The sequence below is a fragment of the Leucobacter sp. cx-328 genome (genome assembly GCF_014530035.1).
In the GTDB taxonomy this organism is placed as follows: Bacteria; Actinomycetota; Actinomycetes; order Actinomycetales; family Microbacteriaceae; genus Leucobacter.
On the sequence record NZ_JACVMX010000002.1, the window covers coordinates 281,603 to 305,735 of the forward strand.

Annotated in this window: 19 protein-coding genes; 12 read left to right on the forward strand and 7 right to left on the reverse strand. The window is 62.6% G+C overall.

Going from position 1 to position 24,133, the window contains the following annotated elements; all coding sequences use genetic code 11:
* The first annotated feature begins 3 nt into the window (after window positions 1–3).
* Together ICL81_RS03920 and ICL81_RS03925 are read left to right on the forward strand one after the other, a co-directional pair.
* Entirely contained in the window at window positions 4–1,173 is a 1,170-nt protein-coding gene (locus tag ICL81_RS03920; protein WP_188033661.1) for an FAD-binding oxidoreductase, read from the forward strand.
* A gap of 41 nt (window positions 1,174–1,214) precedes the next feature.
* Window positions 1,215–2,855 carry an amidohydrolase gene (locus tag ICL81_RS03925; RefSeq protein ID WP_188033662.1) on the forward strand — a complete coding sequence of 547 codons (1,641 nt, stop codon included), beginning with the start codon at window positions 1,215–1,217 and terminating at the stop codon, window positions 2,853–2,855.
* 121 nt (window positions 2,856–2,976) lie between these two features.
* On the opposite strand, the gene ICL81_RS03930 is transcribed toward ICL81_RS03925, so the two are convergent.
* The 3 genes from ICL81_RS03930 to ICL81_RS03940 all read right to left on the reverse strand — a co-directional run bounded on the left by ICL81_RS03930 (window position 2,977) and on the right by ICL81_RS03940 (window position 7,138).
* A complete protein-coding gene (locus ICL81_RS03930; protein WP_188033663.1) occupies window positions 2,977–4,299 on the reverse strand; it encodes an NAD(P)/FAD-dependent oxidoreductase in 1,323 nt (440 codons plus the stop codon).
* Window positions 4,300–4,411: 112 nt separating this feature from the next.
* Window positions 4,412–5,839, reverse strand: coding sequence for a PucR family transcriptional regulator (locus tag ICL81_RS03935; protein ID WP_188033664.1), 1,428 nt, complete (start codon window positions 5,837–5,839; stop codon window positions 4,412–4,414).
* 9 nt (window positions 5,840–5,848) lie between these two features.
* Window positions 5,849–7,138 (reverse strand): FAD-dependent oxidoreductase, encoded by a 1,290-nt coding sequence (locus ICL81_RS03940; protein ID WP_353055418.1) that lies wholly within the window; start codon window positions 7,136–7,138, stop codon window positions 5,849–5,851.
* 324 nt (window positions 7,139–7,462) lie between these two features.
* Here ICL81_RS03940 and ICL81_RS03945 point away from each other — a divergent pair, with 324 nt between their 5' ends.
* The 4 genes from ICL81_RS03945 to ICL81_RS03960 are packed head-to-tail and all read left to right on the forward strand — an operon-like array spanning window position 7,463 to window position 11,485.
* Window positions 7,463–8,587 carry an extracellular solute-binding protein gene (locus ICL81_RS03945; RefSeq protein ID WP_188033666.1) on the forward strand — a complete coding sequence of 375 codons (1,125 nt, stop codon included), beginning with the start codon at window positions 7,463–7,465 and terminating at the stop codon, window positions 8,585–8,587.
* 5 nt (window positions 8,588–8,592) lie between these two features.
* A complete protein-coding gene (locus ICL81_RS03950) occupies window positions 8,593–9,516 on the forward strand; it encodes an ABC transporter permease (protein WP_188033667.1) in 924 nt (307 codons plus the stop codon).
* On the forward strand, window positions 9,513–10,298 hold the full coding sequence (locus ICL81_RS03955) for an ABC transporter permease (RefSeq protein ID WP_188023446.1): 786 nt from the start codon (window positions 9,513–9,515) through the stop codon (window positions 10,296–10,298). Before ICL81_RS03950 ends, ICL81_RS03955 begins: the two co-directional genes overlap by 4 nt.
* 5 nt (window positions 10,299–10,303) lie before the next feature.
* Window positions 10,304–11,485: an ABC transporter ATP-binding protein gene (locus ICL81_RS03960; RefSeq protein ID WP_188033823.1), complete on the forward strand. Its 1,182-nt coding sequence runs from the start codon at window positions 10,304–10,306 to the stop codon at window positions 11,483–11,485.
* A 143-nt stretch (window positions 11,486–11,628) separates the two neighbouring features.
* Here ICL81_RS03960 and ICL81_RS03965 read toward each other — a convergent pair whose 3' ends face one another.
* Window positions 11,629–12,432: a purine-nucleoside phosphorylase gene (locus ICL81_RS03965; RefSeq protein WP_188033668.1), complete on the reverse strand. Its 804-nt coding sequence runs from the start codon at window positions 12,430–12,432 to the stop codon at window positions 11,629–11,631.
* 227 nt (window positions 12,433–12,659) lie between these two features.
* Window positions 12,660–15,359: an aminotransferase class I/II-fold pyridoxal phosphate-dependent enzyme gene (locus ICL81_RS03970; RefSeq protein ID WP_188033824.1), complete on the reverse strand. Its 2,700-nt coding sequence runs from the start codon at window positions 15,357–15,359 to the stop codon at window positions 12,660–12,662.
* 189 nt (window positions 15,360–15,548) lie between these two features.
* On the opposite strand from ICL81_RS03970, the gene ICL81_RS03975 reads away from it, so the two are divergent.
* The 3 genes from ICL81_RS03975 (at window position 15,549) to ICL81_RS03985 (ending at window position 18,863) form a co-directional block, all read left to right on the forward strand.
* Entirely contained in the window at window positions 15,549–16,988 is a 1,440-nt protein-coding gene (locus tag ICL81_RS03975) for an NAD(P)H-quinone dehydrogenase (RefSeq protein ID WP_188033669.1), read from the forward strand.
* A 26-nt stretch (window positions 16,989–17,014) separates the two neighbouring features.
* A complete protein-coding gene (locus tag ICL81_RS03980; RefSeq protein ID WP_188033670.1) occupies window positions 17,015–17,422 on the forward strand; it encodes a cupredoxin domain-containing protein in 408 nt (135 codons plus the stop codon).
* A 181-nt stretch (window positions 17,423–17,603) separates the two neighbouring features.
* Window positions 17,604–18,863, forward strand: a complete 1,260-nt coding sequence (locus ICL81_RS03985) for a hypothetical protein (protein WP_188033671.1) — start codon at window positions 17,604–17,606, stop codon at window positions 18,861–18,863.
* A gap of 82 nt (window positions 18,864–18,945) precedes the next feature.
* Here ICL81_RS03985 and ICL81_RS03990 read toward each other — a convergent pair whose 3' ends face one another.
* Both ICL81_RS03990 and ICL81_RS03995 read right to left on the reverse strand, forming a co-directional pair.
* The gene (locus ICL81_RS03990; protein ID WP_188033672.1) at window positions 18,946–19,932 is read right to left on the reverse strand and encodes an LLM class flavin-dependent oxidoreductase; all 987 of its coding nucleotides are present in this window, start codon (window positions 19,930–19,932) and stop codon (window positions 18,946–18,948) included.
* Between the two features lie 196 nt (window positions 19,933–20,128).
* Window positions 20,129–21,895 carry a biotin carboxylase N-terminal domain-containing protein gene (locus ICL81_RS03995; RefSeq protein WP_188033673.1) on the reverse strand — a complete coding sequence of 589 codons (1,767 nt, stop codon included), beginning with the start codon at window positions 21,893–21,895 and terminating at the stop codon, window positions 20,129–20,131.
* Between the two features lie 154 nt (window positions 21,896–22,049).
* Here ICL81_RS03995 and ICL81_RS04000 point away from each other — a divergent pair, with 154 nt between their 5' ends.
* The 3 genes from ICL81_RS04000 to ICL81_RS04010 are packed head-to-tail and all read left to right on the forward strand — an operon-like array spanning window position 22,050 to window position 24,087.
* The gene (locus ICL81_RS04000) at window positions 22,050–22,496 is read left to right on the forward strand and encodes a MaoC family dehydratase N-terminal domain-containing protein (RefSeq protein WP_188023436.1); all 447 of its coding nucleotides are present in this window, start codon (window positions 22,050–22,052) and stop codon (window positions 22,494–22,496) included.
* Window positions 22,493–22,918 carry a MaoC/PaaZ C-terminal domain-containing protein gene (locus tag ICL81_RS04005; RefSeq protein WP_188033674.1) on the forward strand — a complete coding sequence of 142 codons (426 nt, stop codon included), beginning with the start codon at window positions 22,493–22,495 and terminating at the stop codon, window positions 22,916–22,918. Before ICL81_RS04000 ends, ICL81_RS04005 begins: the two co-directional genes overlap by 4 nt.
* A complete protein-coding gene (locus ICL81_RS04010) occupies window positions 22,915–24,087 on the forward strand; it encodes a UDP-N-acetylmuramate dehydrogenase (RefSeq protein ID WP_353055411.1) in 1,173 nt (390 codons plus the stop codon). Before ICL81_RS04005 ends, ICL81_RS04010 begins: the two co-directional genes overlap by 4 nt.
* Window positions 24,088–24,133 lie beyond the last annotated feature (46 nt).

The following is a 24,133-nucleotide window of genomic DNA, read 5'->3' on the forward strand; positions in this document are numbered from 1 at the left end:
CCCATGAAGCAGCATGCGATCATCGTCGGCGGTGGCACATGGGGCCTGCCGACGGCGCTGAAACTCCAAGATGAGGGGTGGCACGTCACCGTGCTTGAGCGGTTCGAGCCAGGGAGCCCCTTCGCTTCGAACGCTGGCTCATCGCGCCTCTGGCGGCTCGCTGACACTCAGGTGTGGCGCTCGCGCGCGATGCTCGGCACGCTTGCTGCAATGGAACGACTCGGAGAGCGCATCGGGGAGCCGGTGTTCCGGCGCACCGGTGCGCTCTGGCGGGACGACGAGTCGCTCGCTGATGTCGAGCGCTCACTCGATTCGATCGATCAGAAGTACGTGCGCGTACCGGCTGACTCGGTCGGTGACTATTTCCCTGGCCTGCGCCCAGATGGCCGCGACGCGCTCTTCGTCGAAGAGGCTGGCGTTGTCTTCGCCGACAAACTGCTCGGTGGCGTCTTACGTGAATTCATCGCTGGCGGTGGCGACTACCGTCCGAACACCCGAGTAGCGCGGATCACCCCCGGTCCCGACAGCGCAACCGTCGTCCTCGAAGACGGTTCAGAGGTGACCGGCGATCAGGTACTCCTTTCAGCCGGCCCAGGCACAACCGAGTTGCTCCCCGGCCTCGGCCTGACGCTGCCGCTCACCCCGTACATGGAACAGGTGGTGTACGTCGGCGATGCAAGCCTCACACCGCCTGCCCCCGATCTTCCCGGCCTCATTGACTGCACTCGCAGCGACGAGCCCGGTGTCTATGCAATGCCGAATGGCGACTCTGGCTACAAGCTCGGCCTCGACATTCCGCTACGCTCCCTTGCCGGGCACACACTCGGCGAAGACCTCGACCGTGCCGAGTGGCCCGACCGTACTGAGGCGATCCGCGCCCGCGTCGAGCGCGATCTCACGGCGATTGTGCCGAACGTCCTCGCAACCCAGGTCTGCACCTGGACCGACTCCGGCGACGGTGATTTCATCATCGGTCGTACCCACGCGCGCGTCGTACTCGCGTGCGGTGACTCGGGCGAGGGCTTTAAATACTCAGCTTTTATGGGTGAATACCTCGCAGATCTTGTCACCGGAGGTGACGGCGACGCTGAGTTCCAGCAGTATTGGAACCCAGAGCGCTTCGGCGCAGCCGCCGTGCCGCGTGATGATTTCTCGCCCATCGGCCGGCACTGACGTTTGTATTGTTGCGATCCGCTTCCGCGAAAGGACCTCACATGACCACGGAAAGCCCCCGCTCACTCGCGCTCGTTGGCGCTCGTCTCCGCACGAACACCGATGCGCACGCAGACGCGACCGCGCTGCTGATCGAAGATGGGCGGATCACGCTCATCGGTTCAGACGCTGAAGTCTCAGAGCGAGCGGCAGCCGCTGGGGTTGTCGTGCGCGACGTGGTGGGTGCAGTGATTACGCCAGGCCTGTTCGACTCGCACACGCACCCGCACTGGGCAGCCGACGTGACCGCTGGCATCGACCTCGGTGGCCTGGAAACTATTGCGGAGCTCCGAGAAGCGATCGCCGCCGAGCACGCACGACTGCCAGAGGGCGCGTGGGTGCGTGGCTGGAACCTTGAGTATGAGCCATTCGAGGAAACAGGCATGCGCGGCGACCTGCTCGCAGATGCTGCTCCCGGTCGCCCCGTCGCGCTCATTTGCTACGACCTGCACACCGGCCTTGGCACCGCTCCCGCGCTCGCCGCAGCCGGCATCACTGGCCCGGTTGAGTTCGCAGACGCGAGCGAGGTCGTTGTTGACGAAGACGGCACCCCAACGGGTGAATTGCGGGAGCCGAGCGCCTACGGCATCCTCTTCGATGCTGCGCCGAAGCTCTCGCACGATGAGGAACGGGATGCGCTGCGCGACATGTTCCGCACGCTTGCCGCTGTCGGCCTGACCGGCGGCGCAATCATGGACGGCAAGCCCGCAACACTTGACCTGCTCGAAGAACTCGAATCGCGCGGTGAGCTCGACCATCGTCTCACCGTGCACCACTGGCACGCAGTTGGGGCAACCGATGACGATGTTGCTGCAGTGATTGCTGCTCGCGGGCGTCGCGGTGAACTCTGGCAGAGCGGCGCAATCAAGCTTTTCAGCGATGGTGTCATCGACACCGGCACCGCGTGGCTGCACGAGGCCGATGCGTGCGGCGACGGTCGCGACGGCTTCTGGCCTGATTGGAACCGTTACGTCGAGGTCGTGCGCGCGTACCACGACGCAGGCATGCTCATCGCGACGCACGCTGTCGGCGACTACGCCGTGAACCAGGTGCTCGAGGTGTACGAAGCGCTGCCCGCCCGTGACGGCCTGCCGTTCCACTCGATCGAGCATCTTGAGGTGCTGTCTGCGCAGGACATCGAGCGTCTGCGAGGCTTCCAGGCTGCCCAGGTTGGTGGCGCACAGGTGACCGCGTCGATGCAGCCCCTGCACATGCAGTGGCGCGCGGCGGATCACAGCGACAACTGGACCGTTCGCCTCGGAGAAGACCGGAACACCGCGGGCTACCGCGTACGCGACGTACTCGAGACCGGCGTCAACGTGACGCTCGGCTCCGACTGGCCTGTGGCGCAGTTCGACCCCCGTCTCGGCATGGCCTGGGCGCGTGGTCGCCACACGCCTGGCGATGCATCGGCTCCCGTTTTCGAGCCCGATCAGTGCCTGACCGGCGAAGAAGCACTGCTCGCGTACACACTGTGGCCCGCCCAGGCGCGCGGTCACGAAGACCGCGGCGTGCTCGCTGTCGGTGCTGTGGGTGACCTCACCGTGTGGGGCGCGGATCCGGTGGCAGCCTCAGCCGATGAGCTTCCCTCGGTTGCTATCGCACTGACCGTCGTTGACGGGCGCGTGGTGCACGCCGCCTAGCCTGGCTGGCTTGGCTGACCCCTCGAGATGGGGTGTTCCTGCCGAGATCATGCGTTTCTGGCGCAATAAAAGGGGTGTTTCGAGAGAAACACCCCTTTTCGCGTGTTTGGGGAACTGAAGACTACAGCGCGGCAGCGACGCGACGCGCCTCGCGCAGCCCGCTCTCGATCGCGCCGTCGATGAAGCCACCCCAGAGGTTGGCGTTGTCGGTCGACGCGAAGTGGACCACACCCTGGGGTTCCTGCAGCTCCGCGAGGTCACGGGTGAGCTGGCCGGGACGGTGCGTCATCCAGGTGGTCTGCGAGAGCGGATCAGTCATCCAATCGTGCGCCTCCACCTCGGTGATCTCGAGGCCAGGGCGGAAGATGTCGACCGCGGCCTGCACGTCAGCGATGTCTTCGAGGTTGATCTTGGAATGATCCGCGCCGAAGCCAACAAGAATCGTGTAGTCGCCGCGCTCGTCGCTGCAGTAGAACTCAGCCTTGAGCACCGACAGTGGGCCGGTTGGGCTCGCGTACGCGAAGAACCGAGGAACATGGCCCTCAGCTCGCAGCCACACCTTGGTGCCGCGCGAGGCGACCCGCTCTGCGTTCTGACGCTGCCACGCAGCGGGGAGTGCTGGCGTGAACTCGATGCCTGCGATCGCGTTGACGGGCAGGGTGCTGATGACGCGGCGAGCAGTGATCCGCGCCCCATCGGTCGTGGTGACGACGGCGCCAGCATCGTTCTGCGAGACGGCTGCGACGGTGGTGTTCAGGCGGATCTCGCCGCTGATGTCCTTCGCGATTTCGGCAGTGAAGGCCCGCATGCCGTCCACTACGCGGTAGGTTGCCGAAGCTTCGTGCATGAGTTCCCAGTGACCGCCGGTTGCTGACACCCAACGCATTGCGCTTGAGAGGCCGACCTCTGAGAGAGGCGCGTTGACGTGCCCTGTCCAGACCGAGGCGTTCGCAGCATACGCTGCGGGGTCGAGGCCGAGCTGACCCATGCGCTCCTCGATGGAGACACTGTCGAGCGCCTGGATCTCCCCGACAGTGGGCTCTGGACCACGTGGCATGACCGAGCGGACATCATCGATCAAGAGCTGCTGGCCCGGGCTGATGAGCGCCATGAACTCCTCAAGCGTGCCCTTGACGGGGTTGCCATCGGCGTCATGCCAGTATGCCTCGTCGGCCTTGGGGCTGCGAATCATCTCGCGGCCGTAGCGCGACATTTCCGCCCACACGTGTGGCTGCACCCAGTGCACCCAGTTCGCGCCCATTTCGAGCGGATGGCCGAGCCGATCATCGGTCCAGGTGCGACCGCCGATGCGATCACGCGCCTCGAGCAGGAGCACATCGTGCCCTGCCTGGCTGAGTTCGCGGGCGGCGACGAGGCCGGCGAAGCCAGCGCCAATAACAACGACATCGACGTCGGCATTGACGTCGGGAATGGTGGTGGTCATGAGATCCTCTGTGATCGAAACATTGTAATTACAAGAAGTACGGGACTGAAACGTAGTCACCGCAACGAAGTACCAGCGCGGCAAAGACGCTATTCATACGTTTGTACGCCGCCTAAATATCCTCTGGTTCCAAGGCTCCGCAGCGCACGGCTGCCCGGATGGCGAGCCAGCAGTCAGACGCATCCTGCATCTTTCCGAGGTCCTTTCCGAGCACGCTTTCGATGCGCGCGATCCGTGAGACGAGTGTCTGCCGGTGAATGAACAGGCGCTCGGATGCACGCACCCAACTGCGGTTGTCCTCAAGAAACACGCGAAGCGTTTCCATGAGGTCGGTGCCGCGCTGGGCGTCATACTCCTGGAGTGGGCCGAGCACCTGCTGAGTGATAGCGCGCAACTGATCGCCATCACTCGGGAGGAACAGCGAGGACGGCTCAGCGTCATCGAACCGGATTGCGCCGGTCTGCTCTGCCGTTCGCGCGCGCGTGAGTGTCACACTCGCCTGCCGAACGGCGGTCTGGAACCCGAGCAGATCGGTGAACGGTGCGCTCGCACCCACGACCTTGAACTGCTCGCCGAATCTGTCGAGCAGGGCAGAGTCATCGGCGCGGATCAGCGCAATCGTCTGGTGGTCTTTCACGGTGGCGATTGCGGCGGATCCTTCTGCAGCAGCAACCGCCTGGACGGCATCGAGCGACTCGCGACCGTCGGTGTACGCCCACACGCAGAAGCGAAGCGAACCAGACAGGCCGTGTGACTCGAGTAGCCCGCGGGCGAACCCGGCAGGCATCGTGCCGTCAGCGAGGTTGCCGAGCAAAATCGAGCCGTACAACCAATCTCGGCGGCGAGAGGCCGCCGAGATTGACAGCGCGGTGCCGACGATGCCGGCGGAGTGCTGGAGAAGCCCGTAGTCGGGCTCCTCTGTGACCACCTTGAAGCTCAGCACGGGATCACCTGGCGCAACGAGGGACGTGGTGAACCGGCCGGGTTCGACTTCTTCGATACTGCCGCGGGCGCCGCCAGGCAGCGCTGGTTCGATGGCAAATGTGCCACCGAGCAGCGCGCTGAGCTCGGTAAGCAATGGCTCGGAATCCTCTTCCGTCGCGTGCGTACGCAGTGCGGCATACATTCGCTCCGTGAGGCGCACGCGACGAGCACGCTGCTCTTGCGCCGCCTCAATGACGGCGGTAGCGAGCGTCAGGAAGGGCACCTCATATGCCGTTTCAAGTACGGGCAACCCGAGTGAAGACGCATATGCGAGGGCTTCCTCAGCGAGGGGAGGGGCCGACATATGGGCGCCGATCGTGACCGCGGCAATTCCGGCCTTGTGCATCCCGGCAAAGTAGGTGCACTGATCCGCCACAGACACCGGCACACCGAGACCCGTGGTCATCACGAGAGAACCTTCACCGAGCCAAAGCCAAGGATCAGGCTGCTCACAGGAGTGAGCCCACGAAATCTTGCGTTGCTCGCCAACGCCAGGGGTGAGTGACCACGTCTTCACAGATGGAAGCGCGATCAACTCGCCAACAGTGAGAGCCATATGTGCGTACTACCCTGCCGAGAGTGCCTGCGTGAGTGCGGCAACCGCGCGGTACCCCGACGCGACCGCGCCAGAAAGTGACTGGGCGAGACCGGTGTGCTCGCCAGCGATTGCGACGCGGCCTGCCGAAGTCTCGAACGCTGTGGCATCTGCTGCCTCCCAGTCGAGTGCAGGGGCGGTGTACGATCCGCGCGCCCAGGGATCATCTGCCCAGGTGGTGAGCAAGACCTCGCCAGCAAGCTCAAGCTCGGGACGCATCTTCTGCAGCTCAGCCTGCCAGGTGGCAGAACCCTCTGTGACCTGCAACGCAGCGAGCGCATCGGGACCGCCAGCGAAACTCGACAGCGCATTGATGCGGTTCTCGCCATCAACCGACATCGAACGCCACGACCACCAAGTGTGGCTCGTGTTCTGCAGTGCAATGTCGGTATCAACGCGGCTCAGTGGCACGCCAAGCTTCGCAGCAACGCCCATGAACCGGTGGTCGAGTGCGCGCTGCTGCGCCTCGGGAAGGTCGAAGCCGAGCTCCAGCTCGCGCAGAATGGGGAACGGAACCGAGAGGATCGCGCCGTCTGCTTCGAGGCGAGTGCCGTCTTGCAGCTCAACCTGGACGCCAGTCTCGGACTGATCGATCCGCGCAACGGGGTGCTCAAGGCGCACGCGGTCGCCAAGGCGCCGTGCGAGCTCGATGGACAGCGACTGGTTGCCGCGCAGGAAACGTGCGCCGTCTTCTACGTAGCCATTGACGGTGGAAGACTCGTGCAGAATGACAGCTTCTGCGCTCACGCGTGTAGGGTCAGCAGCGCTCGAGGTGACCGTGCGGCGGTATACGGGATCCTGCAGATAGTCAGCGCCGAGGGCGGCTTCGAACGCGGTCGCGAGGGAGACATTCCGCTCGCCGTCGTCCATCATGCCCTTGAGCGTTGCCTGCACCTGCGCGCTCGTGCGCTCAAGGTCGTCGAACGAAATGACGCGGCCGTTGGTCGTGCGGCGACCGTAGCGCACGCCGTGCGTGAGGAGCGGAACGCCAACTTCAGCTGCGAGCTTGCGAATCGCGAACTCGGTGGGGAATACGTACTCGCCACCGCGCTCAGTAATGACACCGTTTTCGAGTGTGGTGCTCCAGGTGCGGCCGCCAACGCGGTCGCGAGCCTCGAGCACAGTGACCTCATGACCTGCCTTGTGTAGTTCCCAAGCTGAGGAGAGACCGGAAAGACCGGCACCAATCACGATGATGTTCACGGGTAGAGCCTCCTTGCTCTGTTGTTTCCTACCGAAGTAGATGTTTGCGAGTGCGATTTACATTCGTACGGCGCAAGCTTGGCAATGACACTACGCGACCTTGCGCCAATAATTGGAAAATTACGCACATTTTCGGCCGGCCGCACCTCCCATTCGTACCGGTCATAAGACCGTACGTGTACGAACGTATGAGATATCTCAGAGGCGGTAACGAACACGTAACACAAATGATGAATGGCGAAAATGCCGTGTAGCTTCAATGTTCATCCGAGGGCGACGAGCTGATTGCTTGTAGAGGTTCGGTTCAACAGGAAAAGTAACGATGCTTAACCTGCAAGTGGCCCCGGTACCAATCACAGTGAAGTGAGAGGACCATTTCAGATGGTAAAAAACGCGAAAGCGCGTCGCGGACTTTCCGCGGTGGCCGGTGCAGCAGCACTCGCCCTGACACTCGTCGGATGTAGCGGTGGCGGCGGCAAGGAAGAAGCTGCTCCCGTACGTGATCTCGGTACCCCGGTCGCAGGCGAGGTCAAGGCAGGTGCCTTTGAGGGCACGACGCTGACCTTCGCTGGCTCGGGCGGTATCTTCCAGGACGGCCAGAAGGCCGCGCTCTGGGATCCGTTCGCAGAAGCATCGGGCGCGACCTTCAACCAGGACGCATTTGACGCAGGCAAGCTCAAGGCAATGGTCGACGCAGGAAACGTGACCTGGGACATCGTGAACACGACCCAGTTCGACACCGCGCGCGGCTGTGGCACCCTGTTCGAAGAGTACGACTACGACCAGGTCGACATTTCGAACATCCCCGAGGGCACCATCACTGACAAGTGCATGACCCCGCAGATTCTGTACGGCTTGGTTGTTGCATACAACACTGAGGCGTTTGGCGATAAGCCTCCCACGAGCGCGGCAGACTTCTTCGATACGAAGAACTTCCCCGGCAAGCGCACCGTGAGCCAGTCGACCTACGTTGATCCCCAGACCGTCGAGTTCGCACTCGTCGCTCAGGGTAAGGACGTCAACGAACTGAAGCCCGCTGACATCGAGGGTGCATTCGACGAGTACAAGAAGCTCGGCGATGACGTCATCGGTTGGACCACCGGCGCGCAGGCTCAGCAGCAGCTCGAGTCGGGCGAGGCTGTCATGGGCCTCGTGTGGTCGGGTCGTGGGTACGGCGCAGCTTCGGCTGGTGCACCCATCGCTCCCATGTGGGACGAGTGGATGCTGATGGTCGACTCGAACGGCATCCCCAAGGGCGTGAAGGACAAGCAGGCCGCATTCGCAGCAGTGAACTTCTCGATTGGTGACCTGCAGCAGGCCGAGATGACCAAGCTCACCTCGTACGGCGGAGTCAACACCAAGTCGAAGCCCGAGCTCGATAAGCAGCTCGAGACCTGGATGACGACCTCGCACATGGACACCGCTGTCAAGCCCAACGTGGACTTCTGGGTCGAGAACTACGACGCCCTCTCCGCAGCATGGGCTGGATGGGCAACGGGTAACTAATCATCATGTCCGGTCATTCTGTTCCAGAAAACACCACCGTCACTGAGGCGTTGGCTGTTTCTGGTGCGGGTGCCGGCGCTGGGAAGAAGCGGGGGCCACGCAATTGGCGCCCGCTTCTTCTCCTGCTCCCGGCATTCGCGATTGTCTCCCTGTTCTTCCTGGCGCCACTGTTCGACGTCGCCCTACGTTCGGTGACTGATCCTGAGCCGGGTCTGCAGAACTACCAGTGGCTGTTCACCACCCAGGCGAACATCGCTGTTGTCACACGCACGTTCAGCACGGCGTTTATCGTCACGATCGTGTGTCTGCTCCTCGCGTACCCCTACGCCTACCTCATGACCGTGGTTTCTGACCGCACCCGCAACATGCTGCAGCTGTTCATCATGCTGCCGCTCTGGACCTCGATCCTCGTGCGTACACTCGCGTGGATGGTGCTGCTCCAGGACACCGGCCCCATCAATGGCATCCTCATGGCGTGGTTCGGAATTGGCCCAGTGCCCCTGATCCGCACCACCTTTGGTGTCGCGCTCGGTATGTCACAGGTGCTCCTGCCGTTCATGGTGCTGCCGCTGTACTCAGCGATGGCCAAGATCGACAAGCGACTGCTGCCTGCAGCATCGAACCTGGGTGCAAACCCGGTCACCGCGTTTTTCACGGTCTACCTGCCGCTCTCGCGTCCCGGCATCTTCGCCGGCGGCGTGACCGTCTTTATTCTCGGTCTCGGCTTCTACATCATTCCCGCCCTGCTCGGTTCGTCGAAGGAGATCATGATCTCCGCGCTCATCCAACAGCAGATTTCGGTCTTCCTCATGTGGGGCCAAGGAACGGCGCTCGGCATGTTCTTGCTGATCTGTACGATCCTCATCCTCGTCATAGTGTCGAAGCTGAACAAGGGCCAGAGCCTCTTCCCGGGGGTGGATAAGAAGTGACCACGAAACGTCTCCTTGGCGTCTTCGCCATCATCATCATCATTTGGTTGGTGCTGCCCACGCTCGTCATCGTTCCGATGTCGTTCAACGAGGCTCCCTCCTTCAACTTCCCGCCGAAGGGCTTCTCGACCCGGTGGTACGAGAACTTCTTCACCGATGCGTCCTGGATGAAGGCCCTCGGGTCATCGCTGCAGGTTGCGATCCTCACCACGATCGTGGCAACGACGGTCGGCGTGCTGGCCTCGCTCGGCCTCTCGAAGGTGAAGTTCCGCGGCAAGAGCCTCGTCGAGGGCTACTTCCTGCTCCCGATGATCGTCCCCGGCATCGTCCTCGCGGTCGGCCTGTACTCGCTCTTCCTGCGCATGAACCTGCTCGGCACCCTGCCCGGCTTCGTTCTCGCACACACGATCGTGGCCATGCCGCTCGTCATCACCAACGTGATGGCGTCGCTCGCTGGCTTCGATACCCGTCTTGAGCAGGCCTCGGCCAGCCTCGGCGCGGGCCGTATGCGGACGTTCTTTTCCATCACTCTCCCGCTCATCGCACCGGGTGTGACCGCAGGCGCACTGTTCGCCTTCGTCACCTCGTTCGACGAAGTCATTCTGTCGCTCTTCATCCAGTCGCCGTCACTGCAGACGCTGCCGGTGAAGATCTACAACAGCGTGACGCAGACCAATGATCCGACTGTGGCAGCCGTAGCAGTGCTCACGATGGTGGTATCCGTCGTCGTCATGCTGTCGGCACAGTTCGCGACGCGAAAAAGAAAGCGAGTAGCAGCGTGAACGCGATGACTCACAACGACATCCCCGTCCCCGCAGGTCACGAGCAGGAACTCCGCAACGAGGGCCTGAACACCAGCACCATCTCGGCGATCAATGAGGCAGGCATCAGCCTGAACCAGGTCACGAAGAAGTACGGCGAGAACACCGTCGTCGATGACATCGACCTCGTCATCGAGCCCGGTGAGTTCATGACCTTCCTGGGCCCCTCGGGCTCGGGTAAGACCACGACGCTCAACATGATTGCCGGCTTCACCTCGGTCACCGAGGGCATGCTGCACATCTACGGCAAGCCGGTAGCGAAGCTGCCAGCCCACAAGCGCGACATCGGCATGGTGTTCCAGAACTACGCACTGTTCCCGCACAAGACTGTCGCAGAGAACGTCGCGTACCCGCTGCAGCGCCGTAAGGTTTCGAAGGCGGATCAGAAGATCAAGGTTGCTGAAGCACTCGGTATGGTGCGCCTCGGTGACTTCGGCGATCGCTTCCCCTCAGAGCTCTCCGGCGGTCAGCAGCAGCGTGTGGCACTCGCTCGCGCACTTGTCTACGAACCCCGCGTGCTCCTCATGGATGAGCCCCTCGGCGCGCTCGACAAGAAGCTGCGCGAGTGGCTGCAGGCTGAGATCAAGCGAATTCACCGCGAGGTCGGCTCGACGTTCGTCTACGTGACGCACGATCAGGAAGAAGCCCTCTCGATGTCCGACCGCATCGCGGTCTTCAACAACGGAAAGATCGAGCAGGTCGGCACCTCAGAAGAGCTGTACGAGACCCCTCGCACGCTCTTCGTTGGTCGCTTCCTTGGTGAGTCGACCGTCTTGCTCGGCACGGGCGAGGCAGCTGGCGATCAGCACACCGCGATCACCGTCGCGGGCCACCGCGTCGTGGCAGAGGGCCGCAGTGCGCACGAAGATCTCGCGATCCTGATCCGCCCCGAGAACCTGCGCCTCGAGGCAGCAGGCACCGTGGCGACCGAGGGCTGGAACGCCATCCCCGTCACGATCACGGATGTCACCTACCTCGGCTCATCGCGCCGATACACCGTTGAGCTGCCTGATGGCACCGAGGGTGCGGTGCGTCTGAGCCATGAGGCACGCGCGTTCGAGCGCGGCCAGACCGCAACCATGCTCTGGGCGGTGAAGTCGGGCGTGCTGCTCGTCGATACCGGTGAGGCTGGCGAGTCGGCGACCTAAGCCGGCCGATGTTGCAGCCGGCCGCGGTATTGGTCACCGCACCGGCAACTGGAAGGGCCCGGTCCCACGCATCACGCGTGTGGCCGGGCCCTGTGCCGTGTGGGCTGCGTTCACGGGCGCGGATCGGTGCGCCCTGGTCATGCTTACGCGCGCGGGAGGCGCGTGACGACGTCTGTGAGCAACGCTGCGAGGCGCGGCTCAGCGGCGCGACCTGCTGCGACGACCTCCGCGTGATCGAGCGGGGTATCGCCGAGGTTCGTGGCCGGGTTCGTGATGAGTGTTAGGCCGAGCACGGTCATGCCAGCCTCGCGGGCAGCGATCGCCTCGAGTCCCGTCGACATACCAACAGCATCGCCGCCAATAGCCCGGAGATAGCGCGACTCTGCAGGTGTCTCATAGTGCGGACCTGGCACCTGCACATATACGCCCTCCGCAATGCCGGGTGCGACCTCGCGCACGATCGCGCGCAGACGCTCTGCGTAGAGATCGGTGAGATCGACGAAGTCTGCGCCAACGATGGGGGAGGACGCGGTGAGGTTGATGTGATCCGCCATGATCATCGGCTCGCCAGCGCTGATCTCAGGATTCAGCCCGCCGGCGCCATTCGTGAGGATCATGATTTTCACACCGCAGGCTGCTGCTGTGCGGACGCCGTGCGCGACCGCGGCAACTCCGCGGCCCTCATAGAGGTGCGTGCGCGCTCCGATGATGAGCGCGTGCCGACCGTCGGGGAGGCGGATCGACGTCAGCGTCCCGGCATGACCGGGAATGCCAGACGGGTAAAACCCGGGCACCTTCTCGGCCGGGATCTTCGCGACGACCTCGCCAAGCGTCTCTGCAGCTTTTCCCCAACCACTGCCGAGCGTTAACGCGATGTCATGGCGTGGAACGCCCGAGATGATCGCGATAGTTGCTGCGGCTTCGGTTGCGGCTGTCTGGTGATCCATGATTTCAGCCTAGGAGGGTTGCCTTGGGAACACCAGAGTTGCGTTATGTTGGCGCTGGGTTGGCGCCAGGTTTGCCTGGTCTTTCCGGGGCTGCCTGGGGTGGCCTGTCAGGGCAGCGAAAAGGGGTGTTTCTCTCGAGATTGGCCGTTTCATGCGCATGAAAGACCTTGTTTGGAGAGAAACACCCCTTTTCGCGGGGTTGAGCCCGAAGAAACAGGAAGAGTCGCCTAGCTCAGCACGCGGTACCCGCGACGTGCGTCGTAGCCGTGAATCTCACGCGTATCGAGCGCAGCCATGAAGTCGATGATCTCCTTTGAGAACACCTGGCCTGGCACGAGCACGGGGAACCCGGGCGGGTAAGGAGTCACGAAGTTCGCCGAGACGGGCTGCTCACCGCGTTCGAGACGAGCAATCAGCTCCTCCGGCTGAACGAACTCGACGCCACCGCGGCGCTGTCCCGTGTAGTACGCCTCACGCAGTGCGCCATCGGGGAGCATGGGCCTCGTGACGGGAGACGGCGCGAAGGCCGGCGAGAACGACGTGAAGTCGGGCAGAGCCGGGTACTCGGCTGCCTCACTCGGATCGGCGAGTGTCACCTCAGGATCGCCCTGCGCCTGCTTCTCTTCGAACTTCTCTGCAAGCTTGACGAGCACCTCGATGAGGTAGGCGACGTCGCTACGCGAGGTACCAATGTTCGTCATGAACAGCACCGTGTTGCGGCTCGTCTTGTTCACCTGGATGCCATAGCGGTCCATGAGGTAATCGTGCTTGAACGTGTCGCCGTCAACGCCGGTGCGACTGATCTCAACGGTCACGCGCGAGGGTTCGACGACGAATTCGTCGTTGTCCCAGGCCTTCCACATCTCTGAGAGCCCATCACGTAGCGGCATGGGTCGCCCCGTACGGGCAGCGCCGCCGACGCCGCCGACGCCGGCGGGGATGAGTTCCTTTGCCGTGAGCACGCGGTAGGTGCGGCGCAGCAGCGGGTGCCGCGCGATCGCCTGCGCGAGGCTCGTCGCGAGGTCGAGCTGCTGCTGTACGAGCTTGTACCCCTCGAGCTCGACCTGGCGGCGGCCGATGTCGAGGGTCGACAGAATCTGGTAGTTCGGCGACGTCGAGGTGTGCGTCATGTACGCCTCGTCGAAGGGGTCTTTCGCGTCGCGCTCCCAATCCTGGTCGTAGACGTGAATCATCGACCCCTGACGCAGCGAGGTGAGCGTCTTGTGCGTGGACTGCGTTGCGTAGACGCGGATCCGAGCATCAGGCGCCGGCACCAGTCGTTCGGCCAGCCAGATGTCGTCGGCAGCGGGAGTGCCGTCCTCGTTCCAGAGCACGGCCTGCTGCGCTTCGTACGCCTCACGGTGTGCGTTGGTGCGAAGCGTGTCCTCGAGATGCTTCGCGGCGAACATCGCAGTGCGGCGGCGGGTGACGGGGTGGAAGCCGCCAAACGCGAACCACGCCTCGTCCCACAGGAACACCAGGTCAGGCTTAATCGCGAGGCACTCAGACATGACCCGGACGGGGTCGTAGACGAGGCCGTCGAACGTGCAGTTCGTGAGCGTGAGCATACGCACCTCTTCGAGGCGGCCCGCTGCGCGGTAGTCGAGCAGGAGCTGCTTCACGCTGCTGATCGGCACCGCGCCGTAGAACGCAAAGTCATCGAGCGGGTACGCCTCGAGGTACGCGGGACGACCACCGGTGAGCATCATCGCGTGGTGGTGCGACTTGTGGCAGTTGCGGTCGACGAGCACGACGTCACCAGGGGCAACAAGACCCTGGTGCACGATCTTGTTCGCGGTCGAGGTGCCGTTGGTGACGAAGTAGGAACGCTTCGCGCCGTATGCGCGGGCGGCAAGATCCTGTGCCTTCTTCAGAGGACCGACAGGTGCAAGCAAAGAGTCGAGACCACCCGAAGTCGCCGAGGTCTCTGCAAGGAGCAGGTTGACGCCGTAGAAATCGGCGAGATCTTTGACCCACTGTGACGAGAGGACTGATCCGCCGCGTGCGACCGGGAGTGCATGGAACACACCGACCGGACGTCGTGCGTGATCTTGAATGGCCGAGAAAAAGGGGGTGTCGTACAGGTGCGAGATGCGGCGTACAAGCGACAGGTGCAGCTCGATCTGGTCGTCGCGGCGGAAGACGCGCCGGAACCGACGCGTGAGCGCACCAGCGAGATCCTCAATGTGTGCGCCGGCAACGAGATACAGGTCGAGTTCTGGACGGATCTCGATGAGGGTGTCTGCGAGCTCAACCACGCGCTGCACGGACGACAGCGGGCTCTTCGGAGAGGGCGCCGATGCGTGGGTTGATGTCTGGGACTTGGCCAGCTCGATGGTTGCGGTGAGATCGCGGCTGAGCTTCTGGCGCGTACGCTGACTGAAGCCGGGGCGGATCACGCACGCCAGAATGTTCGGGTTGGTGAGGATGGCGGCGACCGCGTCATCCGCGCTCGGCACGATCACGTACTCGTAGATGAAGTCATCAGCCGCACTACGGTGCGCGAGTGCCTCTGCACGAGTCGCGTCGCGGTCGGCCTCAGTGGTCTCGTCAACGATGAGTACTTCGAAGCGCTGGCGTGGATCCGCATCCATCTGCAACTGCTCAGCGAGCTCGGGATCATCAGTGATGTCCTCGCGCGGCTCCCCGTGTTCGGAAGAACCACGAAGTCGGTGCACCACACGCCCAATGCGATCTAGCGCGAGTTCGTACTTGCCGGTTTCAATAAGGTCGGTCACATCTTGGACATACCGCTGGCCGAAACCAGCCCAGTACATCTCAATCGTGCGCAGCGCGCGCAGCGATCGCGTGATCTCAGGATCAGCCATGATGTCGCGGGCCTCATCGGTGCCGAGGGCAAGGCGCTTGACGACAAACCGTAGGTACTCCCAGGCGTCGCTACGCAGCCGCCACGTGCTCGTGGGCATTCCGGGATCGCGTTCAAGAGCCGACTCGGGTGTTGTGTTCGTCACTGAACTAATCTCTCCCACATCATTGTTTGAACCGGAGAATTTTGGCGACGGGCGCTCTCCGGCGAAGCGGATCCGTTAGATATCCTAGTGACCGCAATATGCCAGGAGCAGTAAGTGACGCGAAGAGTGCCTAAAATGGTGAGTATGGCTAAGGCGTATGAACGTAAGCACCGCATCGCAATCCTCGGTGGCGGACCAGGCGGCTACGAAGCAGCGCTCGCGGGCGCACAGCTCGGAGCAGAGGTCACGCTGATCGAGCGCGCTGGTGTGGGTGGCTCGGCTGTGCTCACCGACGTAGTTCCGTCGAAGAGCCTCATTGCGACCGCTGGTGCGGCGCAGGCAGTGCGCGACTCGGGCAAGCTCGGTGTGCAGGCATTCGTTCCAGGCGCAGACGGCAAGCCCGTGCGTCCCGAGATCGCGGTGAACCTCGCTGCGGTGAACAAGCGACTCCTCGCAATGGCCGGCGCCCAGTCGACCGACATGCGCGAAAAGCTTGAGAGCGCTGGCGTGCGCATCGTGCACGGTTCCGGCCGCCTCGACGGCTCGAACCGCGTGCTCGTCTCGACCGAGGACGGCGACAGCGGCACCGACTTCGACAGCGTTGAGGTCGACACCGTCGTCGTCGCGGTTGGCGCAAGCCCCCGCGAGCTCGACTCGGCAAAGCCCGATGGTGAGCGCATCCTCACTTGGAAGCAGCTCTACAACCTGCAGTCGATCCCTGAGCACCTCGTCGTCGTCGGCTCGGGCGTGACCGGCGCAGAGTTCGCCAACGCGTACCGCACCCTTGGCGCAGAGGTCACCCTCGTGTCGAGCCGTGACCAGGTGCTCCCGGGCGAAGATCCCGACGCAGCAGCCGTCATTGAGCGCGAGTTCAAGAAGATCGGCATGAATGTCATGTCGAAGTCGCGCGCAGACGCAGTCGAGGTCGTCGACGGCGGCGTTCGCGTACAGCTCGCAGACGGTCGCGTCGTGGAGGGCTCGCACTGCCTCATGGCGGTCGGCTCGATTCCGAACACCCAGGGTCTCGGCCTCGAAGAGGCAGGCATCGACCTCACCGACAGCGGCCACATCCGCGTCAACAAGGTCGCTCGCACGACCGTTCCCTCGATCTACGCAGTTGGTGACTGCACCGACTTCTTCCCGCTCGCATCGGTTGCGTCGATGCAGGGTCGCACCGCGATCATGCACGCACTCGGTGATTTCGTGCGCCCGATCGACCTGCGCAATGTCGCATCGAACGTGTTCACGTACCCCGAGATTGCGACCGTCGGCTGGAACGAGCGTTCGCTCGAAGGCGCAGTTGATATGGCGAAGGCGATCGAGCACACGATCCCGCTGCACACGAACCCGCGCGCGAAGATGATCGGCTTCACTGACGGCTTCGTCAAGCTCTTCGCATGGAAGGCATCGGGCACCGTCATCGGTGGCGTCATCGTCGCGCACCGCGCAAGTGAGCTGATCTTCCCGCTCGCGCTCGCCGTCGAACACCGCCTCACCGTTGACCAGGTCGCATCGGCGTTCACCGTGTACCCGTCGCTGACTGGTGCGATCACTGACGCCGCTCGTGCGATGCACGTTCGCTAACCGGCAAGCCTAGGGAGTAATTTCTGATGTCTATTGATCAGGCGCGGATCACCGCAGCCCTCAGCCGCCGCAACTTCGTCACTGGCGTGCTCGGCGTCGCGGTCGCGGCAGCGGGAACGCTCGCGCTGGCTGGCTGCGTGCAGCCGAAACCGCCCGTCGTACCGTCTGCTGGCTCCGATGTGAAGCCCGTCGTGCAGATCACCGTTGTGGACAACGAATACCACCCGGCAGAAGTGACGATTCGCCCCGGCGACGCGGTCGAGTGGATCTTCCAGGGGCACTCAGCCGATCACGACGTGGTCGCCGACGATCGGAGCTTCGTGAGCGAGCTCATGCGCGAGGGCAGCTACGTGCACGTCTTCGAGAAGGCTGGCACGTTCGGCTACGACTGCTCGATTCACCCCGAGATGCGGGGCACGATCACCGTTTCGTAGGTTCCGGCCGCTCCGCGGCCGCGCGAACCCCTTATCGGTACGCACAGCAGCCTTACAGGGTTTTGGTGACTACAAGTCCTATAAGCAATAGCGTCCGCTTTCGTTACTTGGTAGCTTCATTGCCGAAAACTTTGGAGTCTTGCACCAACAAGCGGTTTGATTCAATGTGAAGAAGACAACGATGTCAGATAATAGTAAAAAATTTGAAGTCGCGCCCTCGATAAGTGTTCTCTTAACCTCTCTGGGTACTTCGGCCATCTTAGGAATCCTTATTTGGGTCTATTTGCCATTACTGAGATGGCAAAGTTGGAGCCAAGTGCAGCTCGTGCTGGTCACAGAATCAGTTGGAAATACGCTTCAAAAGGCTGGATGGGGACTGCTTGCTGGGAGCATTGCGCTGCTCGCAGCAGGGCTTGTCGTCTTGACGATTAGCGGGCTGAGCCAAAATACGGCGGCGGGTATCCTAAGGCGAAGGACGGTCGATAACACTGTGGCTACGTTTATTAATGCTGCCGTCGTCTTGATTACTGTTCCTGTTTGGGGCCTGGTTGCATCGCTGGCAATAATTGCGAGCGCAGGTATTGATCAGCTAGATCGTACAAGGCCAGTTCTCAAACGAGCCGAAGAGATTGACCTTTTCAATTGGGCGATTGAAAACTTCATTCTCGGCTTTTGCGGGCTTCTCATACTGGTCTGTGCAACTTCACTCCTAAAAGCAGCTAAGGTCTGGATGACTTCAGATGAGGACCTCGTTGGCGACCGCATCGAAAAGCTTGCTTCAAGAATCATCCAGATTGACTTCGCCCGTGTTCTTGCATTGCAGGGCGCTAGCAAAAGTGAAAACCCATTGGTGAAGAGTGTGGCTCTCTTCTTGGGGCGCCTGCTATTTATTCTTGTAACGAATTACGTAGTCCTGGGATTGTTTGCCGCCAATTGGTCCTGGCCGGAACCAGCACGTGATGCGGCTACAGTGACGCCTTGGGAATGGGCGCTACGTTTGACGTTGATGGTGACCGTTCCAAGTCTTCTAACCGGTATCGCAGCGATCGCTCCGATTAGTGTATTTAGATGGACGAGTACCCGAAAGATTGTAGAAGGGAAGCAAGCAGCTAGTGTCGGCTATCGCGTGACAAAGTTTTCGCTCTGGGCGCTTGGGTTTGTGGGCGTGCTTATTTTGCCAACACTGCTCTCGCTCGCGATCTTCCCACTTGGAGAAGAGGTCAAGCTGGGGCATGCCATTGGATTTGCAATGTGTATGTTTGCGGTTGCTTTGGTCTGCATACCTTTTGGTCCCGGAAAGTTGGACCGTGTGATCGCAGCTGTAGCAGCCGGAGAGCATGCGAGATCATTACGTTTCTATTTGAAGGAGCTAGATGGCATGCCTTCAAACCAAGGGCATGACCGAGAAGAGCCCTCCTATGTTCTCTCGTTACGCATCTGACCCATTGAAACAATGCTCTTCAGCTAAGGCCTTCGTGTACGCGAAAGCATGGTAGAAAGGGGTTGAGTTCGGAGCGCGGTGCTTAGTGCTGGGAGCTGGCGACGATCCGCGCCCCGGTCAGGCGCTCTGCGTGTGTGGGTGCCGCGAACGCGAGAATGAGCTCATCGGCGTCGGCGTGCTTGCCGAAGGCGTCGAGCTCTTCGCGGACGCGCTCTGGGCCACCGATCGCGGTGTAACGGAGCATGCCGCGGATCTGTTCGCCCGCGGGGGTGTCGTAGAGTTCGCCGGCCTGGTCGAGGGTGAGTTCAGTTTCACGGCCGCGGGAAAGGAACTTGCGCACGCGCTCAAGCTCGCCACGGGTGAACTGTGCCTCGGCTTCCTCATCGGTGTCGGCAGCGACAACGTTCACTGCTGCGAGGACATAGGGCTTCGCGAGCTGCTCGCTCGGCCGGAAGTTCGCACGGTAGTGCGCCACCGCGGTCGTGAGCGCGTCGGGGGCAAAGTGCGAGGCAAAGCCGTAGGGGAGTCCCAGCTGCGCGGCCAGGTTCGCGCCAAAGAGGCTTGAGCCGAGAATGGTGAGGGGGACGTTGGTTCCGCGACCGGGGTACGCGTTCACGCCCGTCACCGGGAGGCTCGAGCCGAGGTACTGCTGCAGCTCGACGACGTCATTCGGGAAGTTCTCCGACGACTGATGCGTGCGGCGCAGCGCGCGGAACGTTGCGCCGTCTGAGCCGGGTGCGCGGCCGAGTCCGAGATCAATGCGGTTCGGGTGCAGCGTCGCGAGCGTGCCGAACTGCTCGGCGATGACGAGCGGCGAGTGGTTGGGCAGCATGATGCCGGCTGAGCCGAGGCGGATGCGTTCCGTCTGCGCCGCAACGTTCGCGATGAGGACAGCGGTCGCGCTCGATGCGATGCCCGACATGTTGTGGTGTTCGGCGTACCACATGCGGTCGTACCCCAGCGCTTCGGCCGTGCGGGCCAGCTCAACGGAATGGCGGAGGGCTTCGGCGATGTTTCCGCCGTGGTCTACCGTGGCGAGATCAAGAATGGAAAGTGGCAGCGCGCTCATGCTGGGTATAACGCTTCAGGGGCCGGGGTATTCCCCGGGGGTGTGGGTTGGCCGCCCGCGGGGCGCTGGCTCAACCCCTCGAAAAGGCCCCTTGCACACGAAAAGGGGCCTTTCACACGTATGAAAGACCCCTTTTCGGGAGAAACACCTTGTTTCGCGGGGTTGGTCGAGGCCTGCCCCGCGAAGCGACCGAAACTTACTCGGCGTCGGTGATGCTGAGCAGCACGTGGCCGCTCGGTACGGTCTGGCCGACCGGAGCGTCGATTGCCGAGACGATGCCGTCACGGTGTGCGTAGAGCGACTGCTCCATCTTCATTGCCTCAAGAACGGCGACGAGTTCGCCCTCAGACACCTGCTGGCCCGCTTCGACTGCAACCTTGACGACGGTCGCCTGCATGGGAGCGACGACTGCGTTGCCGGTTGCGCCCGAGACGCCAGCGCCCTTCGCACGCTTGGGTGCGGGGCCGCGGGTGACGTCCAGATCAGATGCGGGCAGGAGCGTCATCGGCATCGACACCTCGACGCGACGACCATCGACCTCTACGGCAACGGTCTGGCGGCGCGGATCCGTAGCGAGAACGGTGTTCTCGCCTTCCCACGGCTCGATGTCGTTGTTGAACTCGGTTTCGATCCACAGCGTGTAGACGCCGAACTTGCCGTCGGGCGCAGTAAATGCGGGATCGCTCACGATCTTGCGGTGGAAGGGGAGAACCGTGGGAAGACCCTGGATCTCGAACTCTTCCAGTGCACGGCGGCTGCGCTCGAGAGCCTCTTCACGGGTTGCGCCGGTGACGATGAGCTTGCCGAGCATCGAGTCGAACGAACCCGAGATGACATCGCCCGACTGCACGCCGGTATCGATGCGGACGCCGGGGCCGAGCGGCGGACGGAAGACCGCAACCGGGCCGGGAGCGGGGAGGAAGCCGTTGCCGGGATCTTCGCCGTTGAGGCGGAACTCGAACGAGTGGCCCTTAGCGACGGGGTCGCCGTACTCGATGGTGCCGCCTTCTGCGATGCGGAACTGCTCGCGCACGAGGTCGATGCCCGTGATCTCTTCCGAGACACAGTGCTCAACCTGGAGGCGGGTGTTCACCTCGAGGAACGAAACGGTGCCGTCCTTCGCGACGAGGAACTCACAGGTACCTGCGCCGACGTAGCCGACCTCCTTGAGGATGGCCTTCGACGAGCTGTAGAGACGCTCGATCTGGTCATCGGTGAGGAACGGCGCGGGCGCCTCCTCCACAAGCTTCTGGTGACGGCGCTGCAGCGAGCAGTCACGCGTCGAAACGACAACAACGTTGCCGTGTTCGTCGGCGAGGCACTGGGTCTCAACGTGGCGGGGCTTTTCGAGGTACTTCTCGACGAAGCATTCGCCGCGGCCGAACGCTGCGACAGCCTCACGGGTTGCCGACTCGAAGAGCTCAGCAACCTCGTCGCGCTCGTAGGCAACCTTCAGGCCACGACCGCCGCCGCCGAATGCAGCCTTGATGGCGATGGGGAGGCCGACCTCGTCAGCGAATGCGAGGACTTCGTCAGCGTTCTGCACGGGATCGCTGGTGCCCGCAGCGAGCGGAGCGCCAACTTTCTCGGCGACGTGACGTGCGCTGACCTTGTCGCCGAGGCGTTCGATCGCCTCGGGGCTCGGGCCGATCCAGGTGAGGCCCTGATCGATGACCGCCTGCGCGAACGCAGCGTTCTCAGCGAGGAAGCCGTAGCCGGGGTGAACGGCGTCTGCGCCCGAGCGGCGAGCAACTGCGAGGAGCTTCTCTACAACCAGGTAGGTCTCGGCGCTGGTGGTGCCGTGCAGGGCGTATGCCTCGTCGGCAAGCTGGGCGTGGAGTGCGTCGCGGTCCTGATCCGCATACACGGCAACGGATGCAATACCGCTGTCCTGGGCAGCACGAATAATACGTACTGCGATTTCTCCACGGTTGGCAATGAGCACTTTACGAATGCGCGACATAAGGTTAAGCCTATTCCAGTGGATGTCTCTCAACTTGGATATTCCCAACAAACCTCGCCCGGAATCTATTGCTGGATGGCACAGGAGTGGGTTGGATCCGCGCACTGCGGCCCGGGCAATACCGGCCACGAGGCGCGCTCTGTAGACTGAACGCGTGGTCAATCCAGAGATTCAGGGGCGTGAGTATCCGCCCACTAAGCCGTACCTCGTAGGTCGCGAGAAAGTCCGCGAGTTCGCGCGCGCCGTACTCAGCGCTTCTCCGCTGCACACCGATGTTGAAGCAGCACAGGCCGCTGGTTTCGCTGACGTTGTTGCTCCTCCTACTTTTGCCGTTGTTGTTCAGGAGTCGACCCTCGCTCAGCTGCTCGCTGACGAGGAAGCTGGCGTTGACTTCAGCCGCGTCGTTCACGGTGATCAACGCTTCACTTACACGCGTCCGATCGTTGCTGGCGATGAGCTCACCGCGACGCTCACGATCGCTGCAGTGAAGCAGCTCGGTGGTCATTCGATGGTGACTGCGTCGAGCAACATCGTTGACGCGGCAGGCGAGCATGTCGTCACCGCGATCTCGACCCTCGTTGTGAGAGGAGAAGAGGCATGACCTCTCCCGTTTTTGAGAACCTCACCGTCGGCGATGTCGTCGCTGAGAGTGAGCTCGACTTCAGCCGTGACACCCTTGTGCGTTACGCAGGTGCTTCGGGCGACTTCAACCCCATCCACTATCGCGATGACGTCGCGCAGTCGGTCGGCCTCCCCGGCGTCCTCGCGCACGGCATGCTCACCATGGGCGCAGCTGGTTCGGTTGCGACCAACTGGCTTGGCGCGGCGGCCTGGGTTAAGGACTACCAGTCACGTTTCACCCGTCCGGTTCCCGTTGACGCCGTCGCAGGTGCAACCGTGACCGTTACCGCTACCGTTGGCGCGCTTGACGCTGATGCTCGCACCGCGCGCATCGACCTCAAGGTGGTCTTCGACGGTTCGACCGTGCTGGGTAAGGCTCAGCTGCTCGCGGCGTTCGCGTGAAGCACGGTGCAGTGGCGGAATCCGCTGCGGAGACCGCTCCGACCCTAGCCGAACTCACGACGATGCGCGTGGGCGGCCCGGCCGAGCGCGTGCTCGTCGCGAAGACCCGCGAAGACCTCGTCGAAATGGCTGAGGAGCTGTGGGACGAGGGCGAGCCGTGGCTCTTGCTTGGCGGCGGCTCAAACACAATCGTCTCCGACGCTGGCTACCCCGGCACTGTGCTGCTCGTTCGCACGAGCGGAATCGAGCGGATCCCTGATCCCGATCTTGCCCCCGGCATCGTGCGCCTGCGGGTGCAGGCTGGTCATGACTGGGACGAACTTGTCGCTACCTGCGTTACTCAGGGGCTTGCTGGCATCGAAGTACTTTCTGGTATCCCTGGTCTTGCGGGTGCTGCACCCGTGCAGAACATCGGTGCATACGGGCAAGAGCTTTCGGATGTGCTGCATTCGATTGAATTCCTTCCTGGTGATTTTGCGTCTGATGGCGAGGTTCGCCGCATGTCGGTTTCCGAGCTTGAGCTTGGCTACCGTGATTCGGTAATTAAGCAGGGCCTCGAAGGCGTTGTGCTGTCGATCGATCTGTTGCTTCGTGACAGCGATGGCGGATCGGCTACTGCTCCCGTGCAGTACGAGCAGTTGGCGCGTGCACTTGGCGTCGAGCTTGGTGCCGATGTGCCGATCGGCGTCGTCCGTGACTCGGTGCTGCGACTTCGGTCGAGCAAGGGCATGGTGCTGAACGCGGATGATCGCGACAGTTGGAGCGCGGGCTCGTTCTTCACGAACCCGATTGTGTCGGAGTCGTTTGCACGAACTCTCCCGGAAAATGCTCCGCGCTTCCCTGTGAGCAACGTTGAGCCAGTAGCGGTCGCAACGACGTTCGAGGAGCTTGCTCGCGGTGTCGAGCTTCGGGTCGCCCCGCCAGCCGCTGAGCAGCGTGTGAAGCTGTCTGCTGCGTGGCTGATTGAGAACGCGGGCGTACCGAAGGGCTTCCGCCTGCCTGGATCTGGATCTGCGATTTCGTCGAAGCACACGCTCGCCTTGACGAACCGTGGGGGCGCATCCGCTGCTGACGTAGCCGAGCTTGCCCGATTCGTCGTACAGCGCGTCCAGCAGGAGTTCGGTGTCATCTTGGTGCCCGAGCCCAACCTCTACGGGCTGCAGGTCTAGCCTTCCGCTTTTTACGCTCAAACCCCCGAGATTGGCAGTTGTTGCC

Coding starts and splice junctions, on each gene's coding strand:
- ICL81_RS03920 (WP_188033661.1), top strand. CDS start 4: ATGAAGCAGCATGCGATCATCGTCGGCGGTGGCACATGGGGCCTGCCG.
- ICL81_RS03925 (WP_188033662.1), top strand. CDS start 1,215: ATGACCACGGAAAGCCCCCGCTCACTCGCGCTCGTTGGCGCTCGTCTC.
- ICL81_RS03930 (WP_188033663.1), bottom strand. CDS start 4,299: ATGACCACCACCATTCCCGACGTCAATGCCGACGTCGATGTCGTTGTT.
- ICL81_RS03935 (WP_188033664.1), bottom strand. CDS start 5,839: ATGGCTCTCACTGTTGGCGAGTTGATCGCGCTTCCATCTGTGAAGACG.
- ICL81_RS03945 (WP_188033666.1), top strand. CDS start 7,463: ATGGTAAAAAACGCGAAAGCGCGTCGCGGACTTTCCGCGGTGGCCGGT.
- ICL81_RS03950 (WP_188033667.1), top strand. CDS start 8,593: ATGTCCGGTCATTCTGTTCCAGAAAACACCACCGTCACTGAGGCGTTG.
- ICL81_RS03960 (WP_188033823.1), top strand. CDS start 10,304: ATGACTCACAACGACATCCCCGTCCCCGCAGGTCACGAGCAGGAACTC.
- ICL81_RS03965 (WP_188033668.1), bottom strand. CDS start 12,432: ATGGATCACCAGACAGCCGCAACCGAAGCCGCAGCAACTATCGCGATC.
- ICL81_RS03970 (WP_188033824.1), bottom strand. CDS start 15,359: ATGCCCACGAGCACGTGGCGGCTGCGTAGCGACGCCTGGGAGTACCTA.
- ICL81_RS03975 (WP_188033669.1), top strand. CDS start 15,549: ATGGCTAAGGCGTATGAACGTAAGCACCGCATCGCAATCCTCGGTGGC.
- ICL81_RS03980 (WP_188033670.1), top strand. CDS start 17,015: ATGTCTATTGATCAGGCGCGGATCACCGCAGCCCTCAGCCGCCGCAAC.
- ICL81_RS03985 (WP_188033671.1), top strand. CDS start 17,604: ATGTCAGATAATAGTAAAAAATTTGAAGTCGCGCCCTCGATAAGTGTT.
- ICL81_RS03990 (WP_188033672.1), bottom strand. CDS start 19,932: ATGAGCGCGCTGCCACTTTCCATTCTTGATCTCGCCACGGTAGACCAC.
- ICL81_RS03995 (WP_188033673.1), bottom strand. CDS start 21,895: ATGTCGCGCATTCGTAAAGTGCTCATTGCCAACCGTGGAGAAATCGCA.
- ICL81_RS04005 (WP_188033674.1), top strand. CDS start 22,493: ATGACCTCTCCCGTTTTTGAGAACCTCACCGTCGGCGATGTCGTCGCT.